General features: G+C 61.0%; 12 protein-coding genes. 7 read left to right on the forward strand and 5 right to left on the reverse strand.

All coding sequences use genetic code 11. The features are described 5' to 3' along the window. The first annotated feature begins 23 nt into the window (after positions 1–23). The 5 genes from parE to ACVVH8_RS02710 all read left to right on the forward strand — a co-directional run bounded on the left by parE (position 24) and on the right by ACVVH8_RS02710 (position 6,601). Positions 24–1,931 (forward strand): DNA topoisomerase IV subunit B, encoded by a 1,908-nt coding sequence (gene parE, locus ACVVH8_RS02690; RefSeq protein ID WP_103304642.1) that lies wholly within the window; start codon positions 24–26, stop codon positions 1,929–1,931. After that, entirely contained in the window at positions 1,931–2,920 is a 990-nt protein-coding gene (locus tag ACVVH8_RS02695) for an esterase-like activity of phytase family protein (RefSeq protein WP_103304643.1), read from the forward strand. Before parE ends, ACVVH8_RS02695 begins: the two co-directional genes overlap by 1 nt. Beyond that, positions 2,917–3,441: a retropepsin-like aspartic protease family protein gene (locus ACVVH8_RS02700; RefSeq protein ID WP_103304644.1), complete on the forward strand. Its 525-nt coding sequence runs from the start codon at positions 2,917–2,919 to the stop codon at positions 3,439–3,441. Before ACVVH8_RS02695 ends, ACVVH8_RS02700 begins: the two co-directional genes overlap by 4 nt. 7 nt (positions 3,442–3,448) lie before the next feature. Beyond that, positions 3,449–5,713, forward strand: coding sequence for a DNA topoisomerase IV subunit A (gene parC / locus ACVVH8_RS02705; protein WP_475228359.1), 2,265 nt, complete (start codon positions 3,449–3,451; stop codon positions 5,711–5,713). Positions 5,714–5,890: 177 nt separating this feature from the next. Next, on the forward strand, positions 5,891–6,601 hold the full coding sequence (locus ACVVH8_RS02710) for a PqiC family protein (protein WP_103304646.1): 711 nt from the start codon (positions 5,891–5,893) through the stop codon (positions 6,599–6,601). Positions 6,602–6,851: 250 nt separating this feature from the next. Here ACVVH8_RS02710 and ACVVH8_RS02715 read toward each other — a convergent pair whose 3' ends face one another. Beyond that, positions 6,852–8,357: an AhpA/YtjB family protein gene (locus ACVVH8_RS02715; RefSeq protein ID WP_103304647.1), complete on the reverse strand. Its 1,506-nt coding sequence runs from the start codon at positions 8,355–8,357 to the stop codon at positions 6,852–6,854. Positions 8,358–8,491: 134 nt separating this feature from the next. Between ACVVH8_RS02715 and serB the strand changes: the two genes are divergently transcribed. Beyond that, entirely contained in the window at positions 8,492–9,706 is a 1,215-nt protein-coding gene (gene serB, locus ACVVH8_RS02720) for a phosphoserine phosphatase SerB (protein WP_103304648.1), read from the forward strand. A 144-nt stretch (positions 9,707–9,850) separates the two neighbouring features. On the opposite strand, the gene ACVVH8_RS02725 is transcribed toward serB, so the two are convergent. The 4 genes from ACVVH8_RS02725 to ACVVH8_RS02740 all read right to left on the reverse strand — a co-directional run bounded on the left by ACVVH8_RS02725 (position 9,851) and on the right by ACVVH8_RS02740 (position 14,945). Further along, positions 9,851–11,605 (reverse strand): molecular chaperone, encoded by a 1,755-nt coding sequence (locus ACVVH8_RS02725; RefSeq protein ID WP_475228362.1) that lies wholly within the window; start codon positions 11,603–11,605, stop codon positions 9,851–9,853. 64 nt (positions 11,606–11,669) lie between these two features. Next, positions 11,670–12,530: an archaetidylserine decarboxylase gene (asd, locus tag ACVVH8_RS02730; RefSeq protein ID WP_064388600.1), complete on the reverse strand. Its 861-nt coding sequence runs from the start codon at positions 12,528–12,530 to the stop codon at positions 11,670–11,672. An 18-nt stretch (positions 12,531–12,548) separates the two neighbouring features. After that, the gene (gene rhdA, locus ACVVH8_RS02735; protein WP_475228365.1) at positions 12,549–13,364 is read right to left on the reverse strand and encodes a thiosulfate sulfurtransferase; all 816 of its coding nucleotides are present in this window, start codon (positions 13,362–13,364) and stop codon (positions 12,549–12,551) included. A gap of 42 nt (positions 13,365–13,406) precedes the next feature. Next, on the reverse strand, positions 13,407–14,945 hold the full coding sequence (locus tag ACVVH8_RS02740; protein WP_475228368.1) for an HDOD domain-containing protein: 1,539 nt from the start codon (positions 14,943–14,945) through the stop codon (positions 13,407–13,409). Between the two features lie 166 nt (positions 14,946–15,111). Between ACVVH8_RS02740 and motA the strand changes: the two genes are divergently transcribed. Then, on the forward strand, positions 15,112–15,963 hold the full coding sequence (gene motA, locus ACVVH8_RS02745; RefSeq protein ID WP_007952169.1) for a flagellar motor stator protein MotA: 852 nt from the start codon (positions 15,112–15,114) through the stop codon (positions 15,961–15,963). Positions 15,964–15,966 lie beyond the last annotated feature (3 nt).

The raw sequence follows: 15,966 nt of genomic DNA on the forward strand, positions 1-15,966 counted from the left end.
TGAATGACTGACGACGAGACCCTATGGCCACTCCCAGCGCTAGCTCTTATAACGCCGACGCCATCGAAGTCCTCTCGGGCCTCGACCCGGTGCGCAAACGCCCCGGCATGTACACCGACACCAGTCGGCCGAACCACCTTGCCCAGGAAGTCATCGACAACAGCGTCGACGAAGCCCTGGCCGGCCACGCCAAATCGGTACAGGTCATCCTGCACGCCGACCACTCGCTGGAAGTCAGCGACGACGGCCGTGGCATGCCGGTCGACATCCACCCGGAAGAGGGCGTGTCGGGCGTCGAGCTGATCCTTACCAAGCTGCATGCGGGCGGCAAGTTCTCCAACAAGAATTACCAGTTCTCCGGCGGTCTGCACGGCGTGGGTATTTCTGTGGTCAACGCCTTGTCGACCGAAGTCCGGGTGCGCGTCAAGCGTGACGGCAACGAATACCAGATGACCTTCAACGACGGTTTCAAAGCCTCCGAGCTGGAAATCGTCGGTACGGTCGGCAAGCGCAACACCGGCACCAGCGTGTACTTTGCGCCGGATCCGAAATACTTCGATTCACCAAAATTCTCCATCAGCCGCCTCAAGCACGTACTCAAGGCCAAGGCCGTTCTGTGCCCGGGATTGTTGGTCAGCTTCGAAGACAAAGGCACCGGTGAGAAAGTCGAATGGCATTACGAAGACGGCCTGCGCTCGTATCTGGTCGACGCCGTCAGCGAATTCGAGCGCCTGCCGAACGAACCGTTCTGCGGTGCCTTCGCCGGTAACAAGGAAGCGGTCGACTGGGCGCTGCTGTGGCTGCCGGAAGGTGGCGATGCGGTGCAGGAAAGCTACGTCAACCTGATCCCGACGGCGCAGGGCGGTACCCACGTCAACGGTTTGCGTCAGGGCTTGCTCGACGCGATGCGCGAATTCTGCGAATTCCGCAGCCTGCTGCCGCGCGGCGTGAAGCTGGCGCCGGAAGACGTCTGGGAGCGCATCGCTTTCGTCCTGTCGATGAAAATGCAGGAGCCGCAATTCTCCGGCCAGACCAAAGAGCGTCTGTCGTCCCGTGAAGCGGCGGCGTTCGTTTCCGGTGTCGTGAAAGATGCGTTCAGCCTGTGGCTCAACGCCAACCCGGAAACCGGTCTGGCGCTGGCCGAACTGGCGATCAACAATGCCGGTCGCCGCCTCAAGGCGAGCAAGAAAGTCGAGCGTAAACGCGTCACTCAGGGCCCTGCACTCCCGGGCAAGCTGGCTGACTGCGCCGGGCAGGACCCGATGCGTTCCGAACTGTTCCTGGTCGAAGGTGATTCCGCCGGCGGTTCCGCCAAACAAGCGCGGGACAAGGAATTCCAGGCGATCCTGCCGTTGCGCGGCAAGATCCTCAACACTTGGGAAGTCGACGGCAGCGAAGTGCTCGCCAGTCAGGAAGTGCACAACATCGCCGTGGCCATCGGTGTCGATCCGGGCGCCGCAGACATGAGCCAGTTGCGCTACGGCAAGATCTGCATCCTCGCCGACGCCGACTCCGACGGTCTGCACATCGCGACCTTGCTGTGCGCGTTGTTCGTCCAGCATTTCCGCCCGCTGGTGGATGCCGGTCACGTTTACGTCGCGATGCCGCCTCTGTACCGCATCGACCTCGGCAAAGAAATTTACTACGCCCTCGACGAAGCTGAGCGCGACGGCATTCTTGACCGTCTGGTAGCCGAGAAGAAGCGCGGCAAACCGCAGGTCACCCGATTCAAGGGTCTGGGTGAGATGAACCCGCCGCAGTTGCGCGAAACCACCATGGACCCGAACACTCGGCGTCTGGTGCAATTGACGCTGGGCGAAGACTTTGCCGAAACCTCGGAAATGATGGACATGCTGCTGGCGAAGAAACGCGCCGGTGACCGCAAGACCTGGCTCGAATCCAAGGGCAACCTCGCCGAGGTGCTGGCCTGATGCGATTTGGCTGGGCCCTGGCAGGTGCGTTACTGCTGAGTGCGATGACCGTTTCGGCCGAGCCGTTACAGGAATTGCGCCTGCTCTCCGAGCACCCGGTCGACGGTATGCGCGGTGGCAACCTGTCGGGGCTGGCCTTGTGCGGCAATGAGTTGTGGACGGTGTCCGACCGCGATGATGAGCAGATCTACCGGCTTAAAACCGCAGATCAAGTCTGGCTGGCGGAAACCGTGCACATCGATGTGCCAAAGGTGCCTGACAGCGGCTTGCCCTGGGGTTTGAGTTCGCGCACCTGGGCGGCCTCGTTCGTTCGTGGCGGCGATCTTGATTTCGAAGGCATCACCTGCGACAACGCCGGCAATCGCTACATTGTCAGCGAGGCCCACGCAGCGGTACTGCAAGTGCCGCCCCAAGGCCCGGCGTCGTGGCTGAAGATTTCGCCGATGCTGGTGAAAGAGGCTCGGGCCAGCGGCATGTTGCTGCACTTCAACGCACTATTCGAAGGTCTGGCAATCAACCCGGCGGGCGATCAGTTGTGGCTGGCCGCCGAGCGTGAGCGCCGTGGTCTGCTGAAGATCAAGCGGCAGCAAACGGTCTGGGATTGCGAGGGCGCCTGCGTGCTGCTCAGCGAAGGCGGGGTCGAGATGCAGCCGCCGCAGTTTCCCAAGGCCCGTGCCGTCACCCGCGACTTCGCTGATCTGTCGCTGTTCAACGGCAAGCTGTTTACCCTCGAGCGCAATGCGTTCCAGATTTGTCGTCGCGATGCGGTAACCGCCAAGGTCGAGCTGTGCTGGTCGTATGCCGAAGATGCCTTGCAGCCACAGCGCCAGTACTCACAGGCCTACGGTCTGGCGGAAGCGCTGGTGGTGGATGCCCAGGGCGCGTGGATCGGCATCGACAACAACGACGGTGCCCGCAACGACGGCGAAAAACGCCCGATCGTCTGGCGCTTTGCCGCGCCTGACGGCGGTTGGAGCGCCAAGCCGTGAGCCAGCAACCGCCGGGCAAACGCGCCGGTCGGGTGCTGATGATTCTGGCGTGGTGTGCTGCACTTTTTCTGGCCACACGGTTTTTCGGCCAGTGGGAACAACGCCAGCAGAATCCGAACGTCGTCGTGAGTTCGGAGCAGGGCGAAGGCTTTATTGAAGTGAAGCTGGCGAGCAATGCCCAAGGGCATTTTGTCGCCAGCGGCCAGATCAACGGTGAGCCGGTGGAGTTCATGCTCGACACCGGCGCGACCGATGTGGCGATCCCGGCGGATCTGGCCAAGCGTTTGAAGCTGGAAGAAGGTTTCGGTGTGACCCTGAGCACGGCCAATGGCCTGAGCCAGGGCTATCGGACAAAAATTGCCCGCCTGCAACTGGGCGACATCGTGCTGCGGGATGTTCGCGCACTGGTGGCGCCGGGGCTGCATGGCGATCAGGTGCTGCTCGGTATGAGCGCCCTGAACAAACTTGAATTTACTCAGCGCGGTGGCACCATGCTGCTGCGCCAGACAACGAACCGATGAGGCCTGCATGAGCAACCCCCTTGATCTCAGCCTGGACGGTGTAGAACGCCGATCGTTGGCCGACTTCACCGAAAGTGCCTACCTCAACTACTCCATGTACGTGATCATGGACCGTGCTCTGCCGCATATCGGCGACGGCCTGAAACCGGTACAGCGGCGTATCGTCTACGCCATGAGCGAACTGGGGCTGGACGCCGATTCCAAGCACAAGAAATCGGCGCGTACCGTCGGTGACGTGCTCGGCAAGTTCCACCCGCACGGCGATTCGGCGTGCTACGAAGCGATGGTGCTGATGGCCCAGCCGTTCAGCTATCGCTACACGCTGGTCGATGGCCAGGGTAACTGGGGTGCGCCGGACGATCCGAAGTCCTTCGCCGCCATGCGTTACACCGAAGCGCGCCTGTCGCGTTATTCCGAAGTGCTGCTCAGCGAACTGGGTCAGGGCACGGCCGACTGGGGCCCGAACTTCGACGGCACCCTGCAGGAGCCGCTGGTTCTGCCGGCGCGCTTGCCGAACATTCTGCTCAACGGCACCACCGGCATCGCCGTGGGCATGGCCACCGACGTGCCGCCGCACAACCTGCGCGAAGTCGCCACCGCTTGCGTACGCTTGCTCGATGAGCCGAAAGCCACGGTCGAACAGCTCTGCGAACACATTCAGGGCCCGGATTATCCGACCGAAGCGGAAATCATCACCCCGCGCGCCGACCTGTTGAAAATGTATGAAACCGGCAAGGGCTCGGTGCGTATGCGCGCCGTTTACCACGTCGAGGACGGCGACATCATCGTCACCGCGCTGCCGCATCAGGTCTCCGGTGCCAAGGTGCTGGAGCAGATCGCCGCACTGATGCAGGCGAAACCGTCGAAAGCGCCGCAGATCGCCGACCTGCGCGACGAATCCGACCACGAAAACCCGTGCCGTATCGTGATCATTCCGGTCAACAGCCGCGTCGACCACGAAGCGCTGATGCAGCACCTGTTCGCCAGCACCGAGCTGGAGTCGACCTACCGGGTCAACGTCAACATCATCGGTCTGGACGGCAAGCCGCAGCTGAAAAACCTGCGGGCGTTGCTGGTCGAATGGCTGGAATTCCGCGTACTGACCGTGCGTCGCCGCCTGCAATTCCGCCTCGACAAGGTCGAGCGTCGCCTGCACCTGTTGGACGGTTTGTTGATCGCCTACCTCAACCTGGATGAAGTGATCCATATCATCCGCACCGAGGAGCACCCGAAAGCCAAGCTGATCGAGCGTTTCGCCCTCAGCGAGATCCAGGCCGACTACATCCTCGACACCCGTCTGCGTCAGTTGGCACGACTGGAAGAGATGAAGCTGCGTGACGAGCAGGACGAACTGCTCAAGGAACAAGCCAAGCTGCAAGCGCTGCTGGGCAGCGAAGCCAAGCTGAAGAAGCTGGTGCGTACCGAACTGATCAAAGACGCCGAAACCTATGGCGATGACCGTCGCTCGCCAATCGTCGAGCGCGCCGAAGCCAAGGCGCTGACCGAACACGATCTGCTGCCGAACGAAAAAGTCACCGTCGTATTGTCCGAGAAAGGCTGGATTCGCTCAGCCAAGGGCCACGATATCGACGCCACTGGTCTGTCGTACAAGGCCGGCGACGGCTTCAAGACCTCGGCGGCGGGGCGCTCCAACCAGTTTGCCGTGTTCATCGACTCCACCGGTCGCAGCTATTCGGTCGCCGCGCACACCTTGCCGTCGGCGCGGGGCCAGGGCGAGCCGCTGACCGGCCGTCTGACGCCGCCACCGGGTGCGACCTTCGAATGCGTGCTGATGCCGGAGGATGATGCGTTGTACGTGATCGCCTCCGACGCCGGTTACGGTTTCGTGGTCAAAGGCGAAGATCTGCAAGCCAAGAACAAGGCCGGTAAAGCCCTGTTGAGTCTGCCGAACAATGCCAAAGTGATCGCACCGCGTCCGGTGGCTGATCGTGAGCAGAACTGGCTGGCCTCGGTCACGACCGAAGGTCGCCTGCTGATCTTCAAAATCAGCGATCTGCCACAATTAGGGAAGGGCAAGGGCAACAAGATCATCGGTATTTCCGGTGAGCGTGTGGCCAGTCGCGAAGAATATGTCACGGACATCGCCGTGCTTCCGGAAGGCGCAACACTGGTGCTGCAGGCCGGAAAACGGACCCTGTCGCTGAAGGCCGACGACCTCGAACACTATAAAGGTGAGCGTGGACGTCGCGGGAATAAACTCCCTCGTGGCTTCCAGCGGGTCGATGCGCTGCTCGTCGAAAACCTCAATTAGGCGTCCTAGAGCGCCGTATCTACGATTTAACGCGTAGATCGGCGCTTTGGCGCTGGAGTCGGAACGCATATTCACGGATGATATGGCCTTTCCAAGCGCCGGCGTGGCCGAGCGTTCTTCATATTTATTGAGTATTTTCACTGTGGTCAGCCTTGTGGCGGCCACCTGGACGGGATGATGACTGCTCTGCGCCCCCTTATTTTCCTGCTCGCCGGCGTTTTGGGCCTGGCGGGTTGCAGCGTTCACCAGCCGGTGTCGCTGTATCAACTGGACAGCGGAAGTCCGGTTCAGCCTGCGCAAAGCGCAGGCATGGCTGTTTTGTTGGGCCCGGTGGTCGTAGCCGATTACCTGCAACGTGAGACATTGCTGCAACGTCAGCCGGACGGCAGTCTGCAAGCGGCGACCGATGGTCGTTGGGCGGGCAGCCTTTCGTCGGATATCGATCAGTTGTTGATGCGTCAGGTGGCGGGTCATCTGGATAGCCAGCGTGTGGTACTGGCGCCAGCGACAACCGGGTTTACTCCGGATGTGCAGGTCTTGCTGACCATCACACGTCTGGACTCCGGTCAGAAACAACCGGCGATTCTCGATGCGCAATGGCGCCTGATCGACCGTCGCGGCAAGGTGCGCGATAACCGCATCGTCCATCTGCAGGAGCTGCACGCCGGAAGCACGGCTTCGCAGGTTCAGGCGCAAGGGATCCTGTTGCAGCGTCTGGCTGAGCAACTGTCAGTGGCGCTCAAGCCACTGGCCAATCAGCCACCTGTGGCCGAGGCTCCGCGTAAAGCGGCACCGAAACCGGCAGCGCCGGCGGCAGAAGCCGAGAAGCAGCCGAAGATTCCGATGGCATCACCGATTCGTACGGATATGGAAGTGTTCCGCTTCTGACGCTGGATCGAGTCAGAACAGAGCCCGCCTTGTGCGGGCTTTGTTGTGTCTGGTGGCTGGAGATCTTTGTGTTCAGTGCTGGCCTCATCGCGGGCAAGCCCGCTCCCACAGGTTATCGGGCGTTGCACGGGGCTTGTGAACACCGCTACTCCTGTGGGAGCGGGCTTGCCCGCGAAGGGGCCAGTGAAGGCAACAAAAAAGCCCGCAGACAATCACTCGTCTGCGGGCTTCGATGTTTCAGGCTTGAGGCTTAAGCCCGGCGCTCATGCATCCGCGCCAGTTGCCGCTCAAGCATCGATGGATAAGGCTCCATCAACCGCTCTACGCAGCAAGCGCCCTCAGGGCTGGCAATCGGGCGGATCCGCGCACGCTGGCGAATCAGTGTGTCATCACTGATCTTGCGCTCGACCAGCAGCAGATTGCGGCTGTGTTGCGACAGGGCCAGTGCATCCTGGGCCGAATCGGTGAGCAGCAGATCAATCTGACTAAGACCGAACAGCTCATCACCCAGGGTCAGGCCCAGCTGCAATTGCAGGGTAATACCGCTGTCCGCCACTTCAATCTGCAACTGATGGCCCAGCGCCCGCAACAACTCGCCGCAGCAGATGGCGTTGGTCAGGTAATCGTCACCGCAATCTTCGGTGTGGAACAGCATCAGCGTGCTGCCGTCGTTCAGGGTTTCGATTTCACCCTGATACAGCGAAGCGGCTTGATCGAGGCAGTCGCGATAGCGTTCCTGCAATTCGTCCAGTCGCGCTTTAGGCAAACGGCGCAGCTGCTCTTGCGAACCCAGTTGCACCGCCAGCACGGCCGTGTGTTGCGGCACGCTTGGCGTCGCTTTGCGAATCACCGGGTGCGCGGTTTGAGCAAGCGATTCGTCACGCAGATCGGCGAACGCGTCATCGTCCTCATCGTCTTCGACGGTGCTGACCACATGGCGAGGCGCGGGTTTTTGCGCAGCCAGCGGGCGAGTCTCGTCGAAGCTCGGATCACGCAGGTTGCGCACTTCGAACTCAGGCTCGTCGTCCTCGTCTACGAACTCGGGTTCCGGTTCAGGCGCAGGTTCCGGCGCGTAGTTGGCGTGCAACTGACGAGCCAGATCGCCGATTTCATCCTGACGGTCGATGCCCGGCGTGTGCTCGTCGATTCGGCGCAGCCAGACGCGCAACTGCAGCAACGGCGTCGACAGGTAACGGCCCATACGCAGGCTCAAGGCTAGCGACAGCGCCAACAGAATCGCACTCAAAATGCCCATGCTTTGCAGGCTGATGGTCATCGGCTGCTGGAATTGATCCATGTCGAGGCTGATGCGCAGTTGCCCGGCCGTCACGTCCTGGAAAGTGATCTTGCTCTCGTACATGCCTTCGGCTTCGCCCAAAAGGCTGTGCTTGGGGCGCTGACCGGATTCGGCGAGGATGCGGTTGTCCACGCTATAGATCGCCGCGTGGGCCACCAGTTTGTTCTTGGTCAGGTTATTGAGCAGCACGTTGAGGCTGAGGATGTCGTTGGACACCAACAGCTCCGTGGCGGAAGTGGCGGTCTGCGTGGTCAGGCTTTCGCCCAGCGCATCGGCCTGCTCGTGCATGGCCTGCTTGAATTGCAAACCCATCACGCCGGCATAGATCACCAGGGCCAGAGCGACCAGGATCACGTTATGGCTGGCAATGCGCAATGCAATCGGTACACGGCGATGGCGCAGTGCACGGAAGATCAGCAGGAAGAAGTTATCGGTTTTAACTGGCGTGGGCCGGTTCACTGAGCTCGGCTCTTTTGTCCGTGAAGTTGACGCGCAGTATAGCGACAGGCCCTAGACCGGCAAAGCGCTCGCGGTGCCCGATGGTCACTGAAAGTGAGTAGAATGCGGTTTTTTTCCAGTTGCGGGGGTGCGCGTTGCGCGAAATCGTCCTGATTAACATCACGGGAGTCGACCGTCCGGGTCTGACGGCGGCCATTACCGGTGTTCTGGCACAGGGTGGCGTGAACATTCTCGACATCGGTCAGGCGGTGATCCACGACATGCTGTCGTTCGGCATCCTGGTGGAAATTCCCGATTCCGAGCAGGGTAAATCCGTGCTCAAGGACATCCTGTTCAAGGGCTACGAGCTCGATCAGCAGGTGCGTTTCACCCCGGTGTCTGAAGAGGATTACCAGCAATGGGTGGGCAATCAGGGCAAAAAGCGCCACATCGTTACCCTGCTGACCCGCAAAGTGACCGCCGGCCAACTGCAGGCTGTCAGCTCGATCACTGCCAAATATGGCTTGAACATCGATCACATCGACCGTCTGTCGGGTCGCATGCCATTGGACACCCCGGCCGACAAGGGCAAGGGCTGCATCGAGTTCTCCGTGCGTGGTGAAGCGGCGGATCCGCAGGCGCTGCGCGCTGAATTCCTCAGCGTCGCTCAAGAGCTGAACGTCGATATCGCCTTCCAGGAAGATTCGCTGTTCCGTCGCAACCGTCGTCTGGCGGTGTTCGACATGGACTCGACGCTCATCGAAGCAGAAGTCATCGATGAACTGGCCAAGGCCGCCGGCGTCGGCGAGCAGGTTTCGGCGATCACCGAGCGGGCGATGGCCGGCGAGCTGGATTTTCGTGCCAGTTTCAAGGAGCGTCTGGCATTGCTCAAAGGCCTCGACGTCAGCGTGCTGGACTCGATCGGCGCGTCGCTGCGGCTGACCGAGGGTGCTGAAACCCTGTTCGCCGAACTCAAGCGTCTGGGCTACAAGACTGCAATCCTGTCCGGCGGCTTCACCTATTTCGCCAAACAGTTGCAAGCCAAACTCGGCATCGACTATGTGTTCGCCAACGAACTGGAAGTGGTCGACGGCAAGTGCACTGGCGTGGCGATCGAGCCGATTGTCGACGCGCAGCGCAAGGCAGACCTGCTGAAGGAGCTGGCGCACAAGGAAGGTTTGCGTCTGGAGCAGACCATCGCGGTCGGCGACGGCGCGAATGACCTGCCGATGCTGGCGATTGCCGGATTGGGTGTGGCGTTCCGTGCCAAGCCGCTGGTCAAGCAGTCGGCGAAGCAGGCGATCTCGACGTTGGGTCTTGATGGCGTGTTGTATCTGCTGGGTTTCCGCGATCGCGACGGGCAGCTCTAAGATCTCTGCTGTCTGAGCGGGCCTCATCGCGGGCAAGCCACGCTCCCACAGGTGTTGGGTTACTCACAAAATTGTGATCACCTCAAAACCTGTGGGAGCGTGGCTTGCCCGCGATTGCCGCGCCGCCAATCCCAAGCTGTGCGTTTACAGTGATTTCCACAACGAATCAAAATCCTCCTCGCTCCCGCCATTCTGCGCGGCCTCCAGCGAGCGATAAGCAAACTGATTGAAACTGTGCGTACTCGCCACCCGTCGATCCAGCCCGGCGCGGTGCTCCTCGCCGTGGGTGTTGATCAGCACTTTATTGCCTTCCTGAAACGGCAGTCGTGGTGCCAGCAAGGTTGCCGGTAAATCGATTGCGCTGATTTCCGGCAGCAGTAATCCGCGTAAATAGTGACTGTGGTCGTCTCGCGAACGCACCTGTTGCAAGCCGCACGGTTGTGCATGGGGCGCCACCAGCTCGATGCCCATTTGCGTCCCGCTACCACGCACTTGCCTGATCCAGCGAATCACCGCGATGCTCCAGCCCAGACTCGCACTGTCCTGAATCCCGAGCATTTCACCTGCCTGCAATTCGGCGGGCACCTCTTTCGGCCAGCCAAGGCAATAACCCCCGGGGCTGTGATTGATCACAGGCAACGCATAGGTCGGATAGTGCGGCGTGTTGTCGGTGCTGTTTTCGTCCTCGACCAGATGGTCGTACTGAATTTCCTCATAAGGCAGGAACTCATCAGCCTGGCTTTGCGGAGCGGCATCGAAGGCCTGACTCCAGCTGTCTTTCTCTCCCTTGGCCACGGCGCTGCTGAAGTTGGCCGCACGGGCCCCGGGATGCTTGAGCAATTCGCTGAACGTGCGTTCGCCGCCGAGGTAGAAGTGCAGGGCGCTCATGCCCACGCACACGGTCAAAGTGCCCTGACCCATGGTGCGTTGAAAGCTGCGCTCGGCGGTCTGGCCCCAGGTTGCGTGCAAGTGTTGCAGGGTATCGAAGCTGAGGCCTGTCGGGATCGGTAGTGGCGTCGAGGTGTCCTGACGCAGCAGATGCGCTTCGATGGCATTCACCAACGGCTGCGGATCGAAACCGAGCAGCCCGGGCTTTTGCTCACTACGAAACATCGAGCGGTAGCGCGGGCCGACGTCGATGTCGGCACTGATCGCAAACAAGCCATCGTCCGGACTGCCGGGGCGCAGCTTGAGCAAGGCGCTCCACGGCTCCAACACTTCCGCGAGCCGGGCGATCTGGTTTTGGCGCAGTTGGTTGCAACGGGCGCTGCCCAATAACAGGGTGGCGATGTAAGTCTGTTCGAGGCTCAGCTCCGTGGTCAGGCTGGCGAGGTCGTCATGCACGCGGCGCTGATGCAACTGCAATTCACAGGCGAGGCGATACAGCTGATGCAGCTCGAACCACAGGTGTTCCGGCGGCGAACTGTACAACTGCGTGGCGCGCACCAGTTGACCCTTGAGTGCATGCGCCGCCCGTTGCAGGGCCAGGCTGATCAGCGCCGCGCGATCCTTGCTGTACTTGGGCGCGATGCGCAAAAGGATCTGTTTGTAGCCGATGGACAGCTGACTTTGCAGCGTCTGACACAGGTTGCTGATCTTGCGCGAGCGCTCATCAAGCATGATTGCCTGATGCAGGAAGTGCCGCTCCAGGTGCTGGCAGACGAAATACACCTCGGGGCGCAGCAGCTCCAGCAGTTGCAGGCGATTGTCGCTGGGGGTCAGCAATTGATTGAGCTCGCCCAGTCCTTGATACAACTGGCGGGCGGTTTCGCCGATATTGGCCTTGGGCAGGCCGGCGATCCAGCGCTTGAGGTCGCGCGGTGTGGCGTCGCAAAACGACAGGCGCGATTGCGTCGGAGTGGGTGCGCTTAGCAGCGGTGGGGAAATGGTCTGGCTCATGCCAAAAACCATAGCAGCAAATGCTGCAACCTGTGGGAGCCGAAGCGGCTCCCACAGCAAGGCATCAGGCTTTTGGCAGTGCCAGGCCTTGGCCCATTTGTACTGGCGAACCAGCAGCCAACTCCTCGGCCCACTTCACTTGATCCGGGCCGAACAACACGATCGCGGTCGAGCCCAGCTTGAAGCGGCCCAGCTCAGCACCTTTTTCCAGATGGATCGGCGCACGGGCGGCTTCGTCGTAGCGGAAGGTTTTCAGTTCACGCTTCGGCGGGGTGACCAGACCGGCCCACACGGTTTCGATCGAAGCAACGATCATCGCGCCCACCAGCACAACAGCCATCGGGCCGCGCTCGGTGTCGAAGATGCACGCTACGCGCTCATTGCGGGCGAACAGTTCCGGCACGTTTTCGGCGGTGGTCTGGTTGACCGAGAAGATCCGGCCCGGGATGTAGACCATTTCGCGCAGGGTGCCGGCCAGCGGCATGTGCACGCGGTGGTAGTCCTTCGGCGACAGGTAAATAGTCGCGAAGTCGCCACCCATGAACGGCGCCGCATTGGCCGCGTCACCGCCGAGCAGTTCCAGCACGCTGAAGCTGTGGCCCTTGGCCTGGAACACGCGACCGTGTTCGATCGGGCCGAGTTGGCTGACCGCACCGTCGGCCGGGCTGAGAATCGCGCCCGGGGTCTGGTCCAGTGGGCGCGCGCCGTCTTTCAGGGCACGGGTGAAGAAGGCGTTGAAGTGCTCGTAAGCGGTCAGGTCTTCAACCAGCGCTTGCGACATGTCCACCTGATAACGCTTGGCGAACCATTGAGTGAAGGCATTCTTGAACCAGCGCACGCGGCACTCGGCGACGCAGCCGGCCAGGCGCGACAGCAGGTGATGAGGCAGCAGGTACTGACTGAGGATAAACAGACGCTCTTTCATTAGTTGTCCTTAAAAACCTTAAATCTCGACAGGCGTGTCAGGGTGGTTGCCCCATTCGCCCCAGGAACCGGCGTAGCCCTTGACCCGCGGATAACCGAGGGACTTGGCCACCAGATAAGTGAAGCCCGACCGGTGATGGGTCTGGCAGTGGGTAATGATTTCTTTGTCCTTGGTGATCCCGAGGTCTTCGAGGATCTGCGGCATGTCCGTGCGAATGCGCAGGTGACGTGCCTTGTCCATGCCCGCCGTCCATTCGAAGTTGACCGCGCCGGGAATGTGCCCGGCCTTGGCTGCGAGCACTTTCTCACCGGAGTATTCCAGCGGCCCGCGTGCATCCCAGATCGCCAGATCGGCGGCGCCGAGACGGCTTTGCAGGTATTCGCGGGTGGCGGTCGGCTCTTCGTGCAGCGTCAACGGCACCGGGCCGCCGACAGTCGGCGGGACCTGGATCGACATCGGCGAACCTTCCGCCAGCCACGCCGGCAGACCGCCATCGACATAGTGGTACTTGTCGTGACCGATCACGTCGAGCAGCCAGATGAAGCGCCCGGCCCAGCCGCCGCCTTCGTCGTCATAGACCACGTAGACCGCGTCTTTGCGATGGCCCAGTTCACCGAACAACGCTTCCAGATCGGCTTTCGCCGGCAGCAGCCCCGGCGCCGGCGGCTGGCCGAGCTGGGTGCGTTTCGGGTCGACAAACCGTGCACCGGGCAGGTGACCTTCGGCATAGCGGGCGGGGCTGGTCAGGTCCACCAGAATCAGTTCGCTGGACTCGAGCCGAGGGAGCAGGTCGCTCGGTTCGATAACGAGCGGCAAGCCAGAGAAGTCAGACATGTGAGGTCTCCAGAGCACAAAGGGGAGGATTGTAGCGCAGCCTCATCGGCCACGGCTGCTAAAGCTGTGCAAGGCCTTTTCGATGCACTGCGCGGTTTTGCCGAAGGCTTGTACGCTGATGTCGGCGAACGGCCCGCCGCCCTGATCGGCAACGACGATCATGATCACCCGGCCATTATTGAGCAATGAGCGCAGGAACAGGTGCTCGCCACGGAACAGCGTGCGCAGGCCTGCCGGCAATAACGCGGAGAATTGTGCGTTGTTCTCGGGATTGATCCGCACCTGCGCCTGTTGGGTCAGCAGTCGTTGCAGGACTTTGCTTTGGCTGACGACAAAATTCAGCGCCCCGGCTTCCTTCGGCAGACCGAACGTCTGATGCACACGCAGATTCGATTGCGTGCGATCGGCCATCAGGATCATCACCCGGCGCATGCCGCTGGCAACCAAGGCATCGCGGGCGGCGACGGTCAGGCTCATGGAATTGGTAAAGCGGCTCGGCTCGGCGAGCAGTTCGGCGCACTGTTTACGCCACTGGGTCAGATCTTCGGCATTCGGCGCTGGCGCGGGCAACATGCCGGCAGGCAAACGATGGGTGCCCCACGGCCACAACAGCGAAACCGCCGGGTGCCACAAATCGGGCATTGCGTGCTGACGCGCACTGTTGGCGGCTTGCTGGTGCAGCTGTTGCTGCACCTCGTCCATTGAAATCTGCAGATAAAGGCTGGTCAGGTACTGCCAGCGCTCGCTGTGCGGACTGTCCCAGGCCTGCTGTGCCGACAGCGCCAGACCGTTGGCCAACAGAACGGTGTTGGCCGGCTGATTGAGCCAGCGACGCAAGGTCGGGTCATCGTCGAGGCGGTTTTGCTGGCGCAGCGGATGTTCGCTGTCGCGGGCGATGCGCAACACTTTGACCAGTTCGCGCTGTTCGCTGAGCAGCAATTTGTAGCCCTGCTGCACCCAGATCGGCAGATGCCAGACTTGCACCAGCGCTTCAGCGATTTTCAGCAGACGCACACCGAACAATTGCTTCTCGACAGTCCGCGCCGATTCGCCCTTGTGGATAACCCGCAGCTCCCACTCTTCAAGTAGCTGTGGATAGGTCAGCGCCAATGGCCACAGCGGCGACAGAAACAGCAAACTACCCCAATGAATGTCCTGCCACAGCCGCGCGAGGCGACTGGCGAAAAACCCGTTCGCTTGCTGCGAAGCGTGCTGGCTGATCATTTGCAGTTGGCGCAGGGCCTTGGGGATCTGCATCTGCGGTTCGGCCGGCAGGCGCGCGAGCAACTCTTCAGTGCGGGCGAGGCCGAGACGATTGATCGCAACTTCCAGATTTTCCGCCGGCGTGCCCATGTTGCCGTGGGTGTGACGATTCGCCTCACGGATGATGCTCAAGGCCAGCGCCGGGCTGTCCTGCATCAGGTCGGCGATGTCGCGTATCGAGCTGCGATTATCACGGATCGCCCGGCAGACTTTGTCGTGAGCCTCTTGCGGCACGGGCAGACGGACGCTGTCGAGCAGCTTGACCCAGCCGTCGACGGTGGTCGGTTTTGCGTGTGGGACGTTCGTTTCATTAGCCATGTCTGGACGAGATCTTCACTGACTGTAGACGCGCCCGGCATGGGCTAAATTGGCTTTTCGCCTGAACTGGCTATAGTCTGGCGCAGTTTTGCCGATAAGTAGAAGAAGAGATTTTTTAACTTCCGAATATGACCTTGAACCCGACTTAAATAAGTACTTTCTACCTATGGCTAAAATTATCGGCATCATCGTCGTATTCGCGAGCGTGCTCGGCGGATACGTGCTCTCCCACGGCAAGATTGCCGCCCTGATCCAGCCTTTCGAGGTGATGATCATCGGTGGTGCGGCACTGGGTGCATTCCTCCAGGCCAACCCCGGTTACATGACGATGCACGTGCTCAAGAAATCCCTGAGCATGTTCAGTTCGCGCTTCAGCCACACTTTCTATCTGGAAGTGCTCGGCCTGATCTACGAGATCCTCAACAAGAGCCGCCGCGAAGGCATGATGGCCATCGAAGGCGACATCGAAGATGCCGCTGCGAGCCCGATCTTCGCCAAGTACCCGGCGGTACTGAAAGACGAACGCATGACCGCGTTCATCTGCGATTACCTGCGCATCATGTCCTCCGGCAACATGGCTCCGCACGAGCTGGAAGGCCTGTTCGACATGGAGCTGTATAGCCTGAAGGAAGACCTCGAGCACCCATCCCACGCGGTGAACGGCATTGCCGACGCCATGCCGGGTTTCGGTATCGTCGCGGCGGTACTGGGTATCGTGGTGACCATGGCCTCGCTGGGTGAAGGCGATCAGAAGTCCATTGGTCTGCACGTGGGTGCGGCACTCGTGGGTACCTTCTTCGGTATTCTCGCGGCCTACGGTTTCTTCGGTCCGTTGGCGCACTCGTTGGCTCACGATGCCAAGGAAGAACTGAACGTCTACGAGGCCATCAAGGCTTCGCTGGTGGCTTCGGCTTCCGGCATGCCGCCGTCGCTGGCGGTCGAGTTCGGTCGCAAGGTTCTGTACCCGGCGCACCGTCCAAGCTTCGCCGAGCTGGAACAAGCGGTTCGCGGTCGCTAAGTC

This window comes from Pseudomonas trutticola BRTCR10 (genome assembly GCF_056155105.1).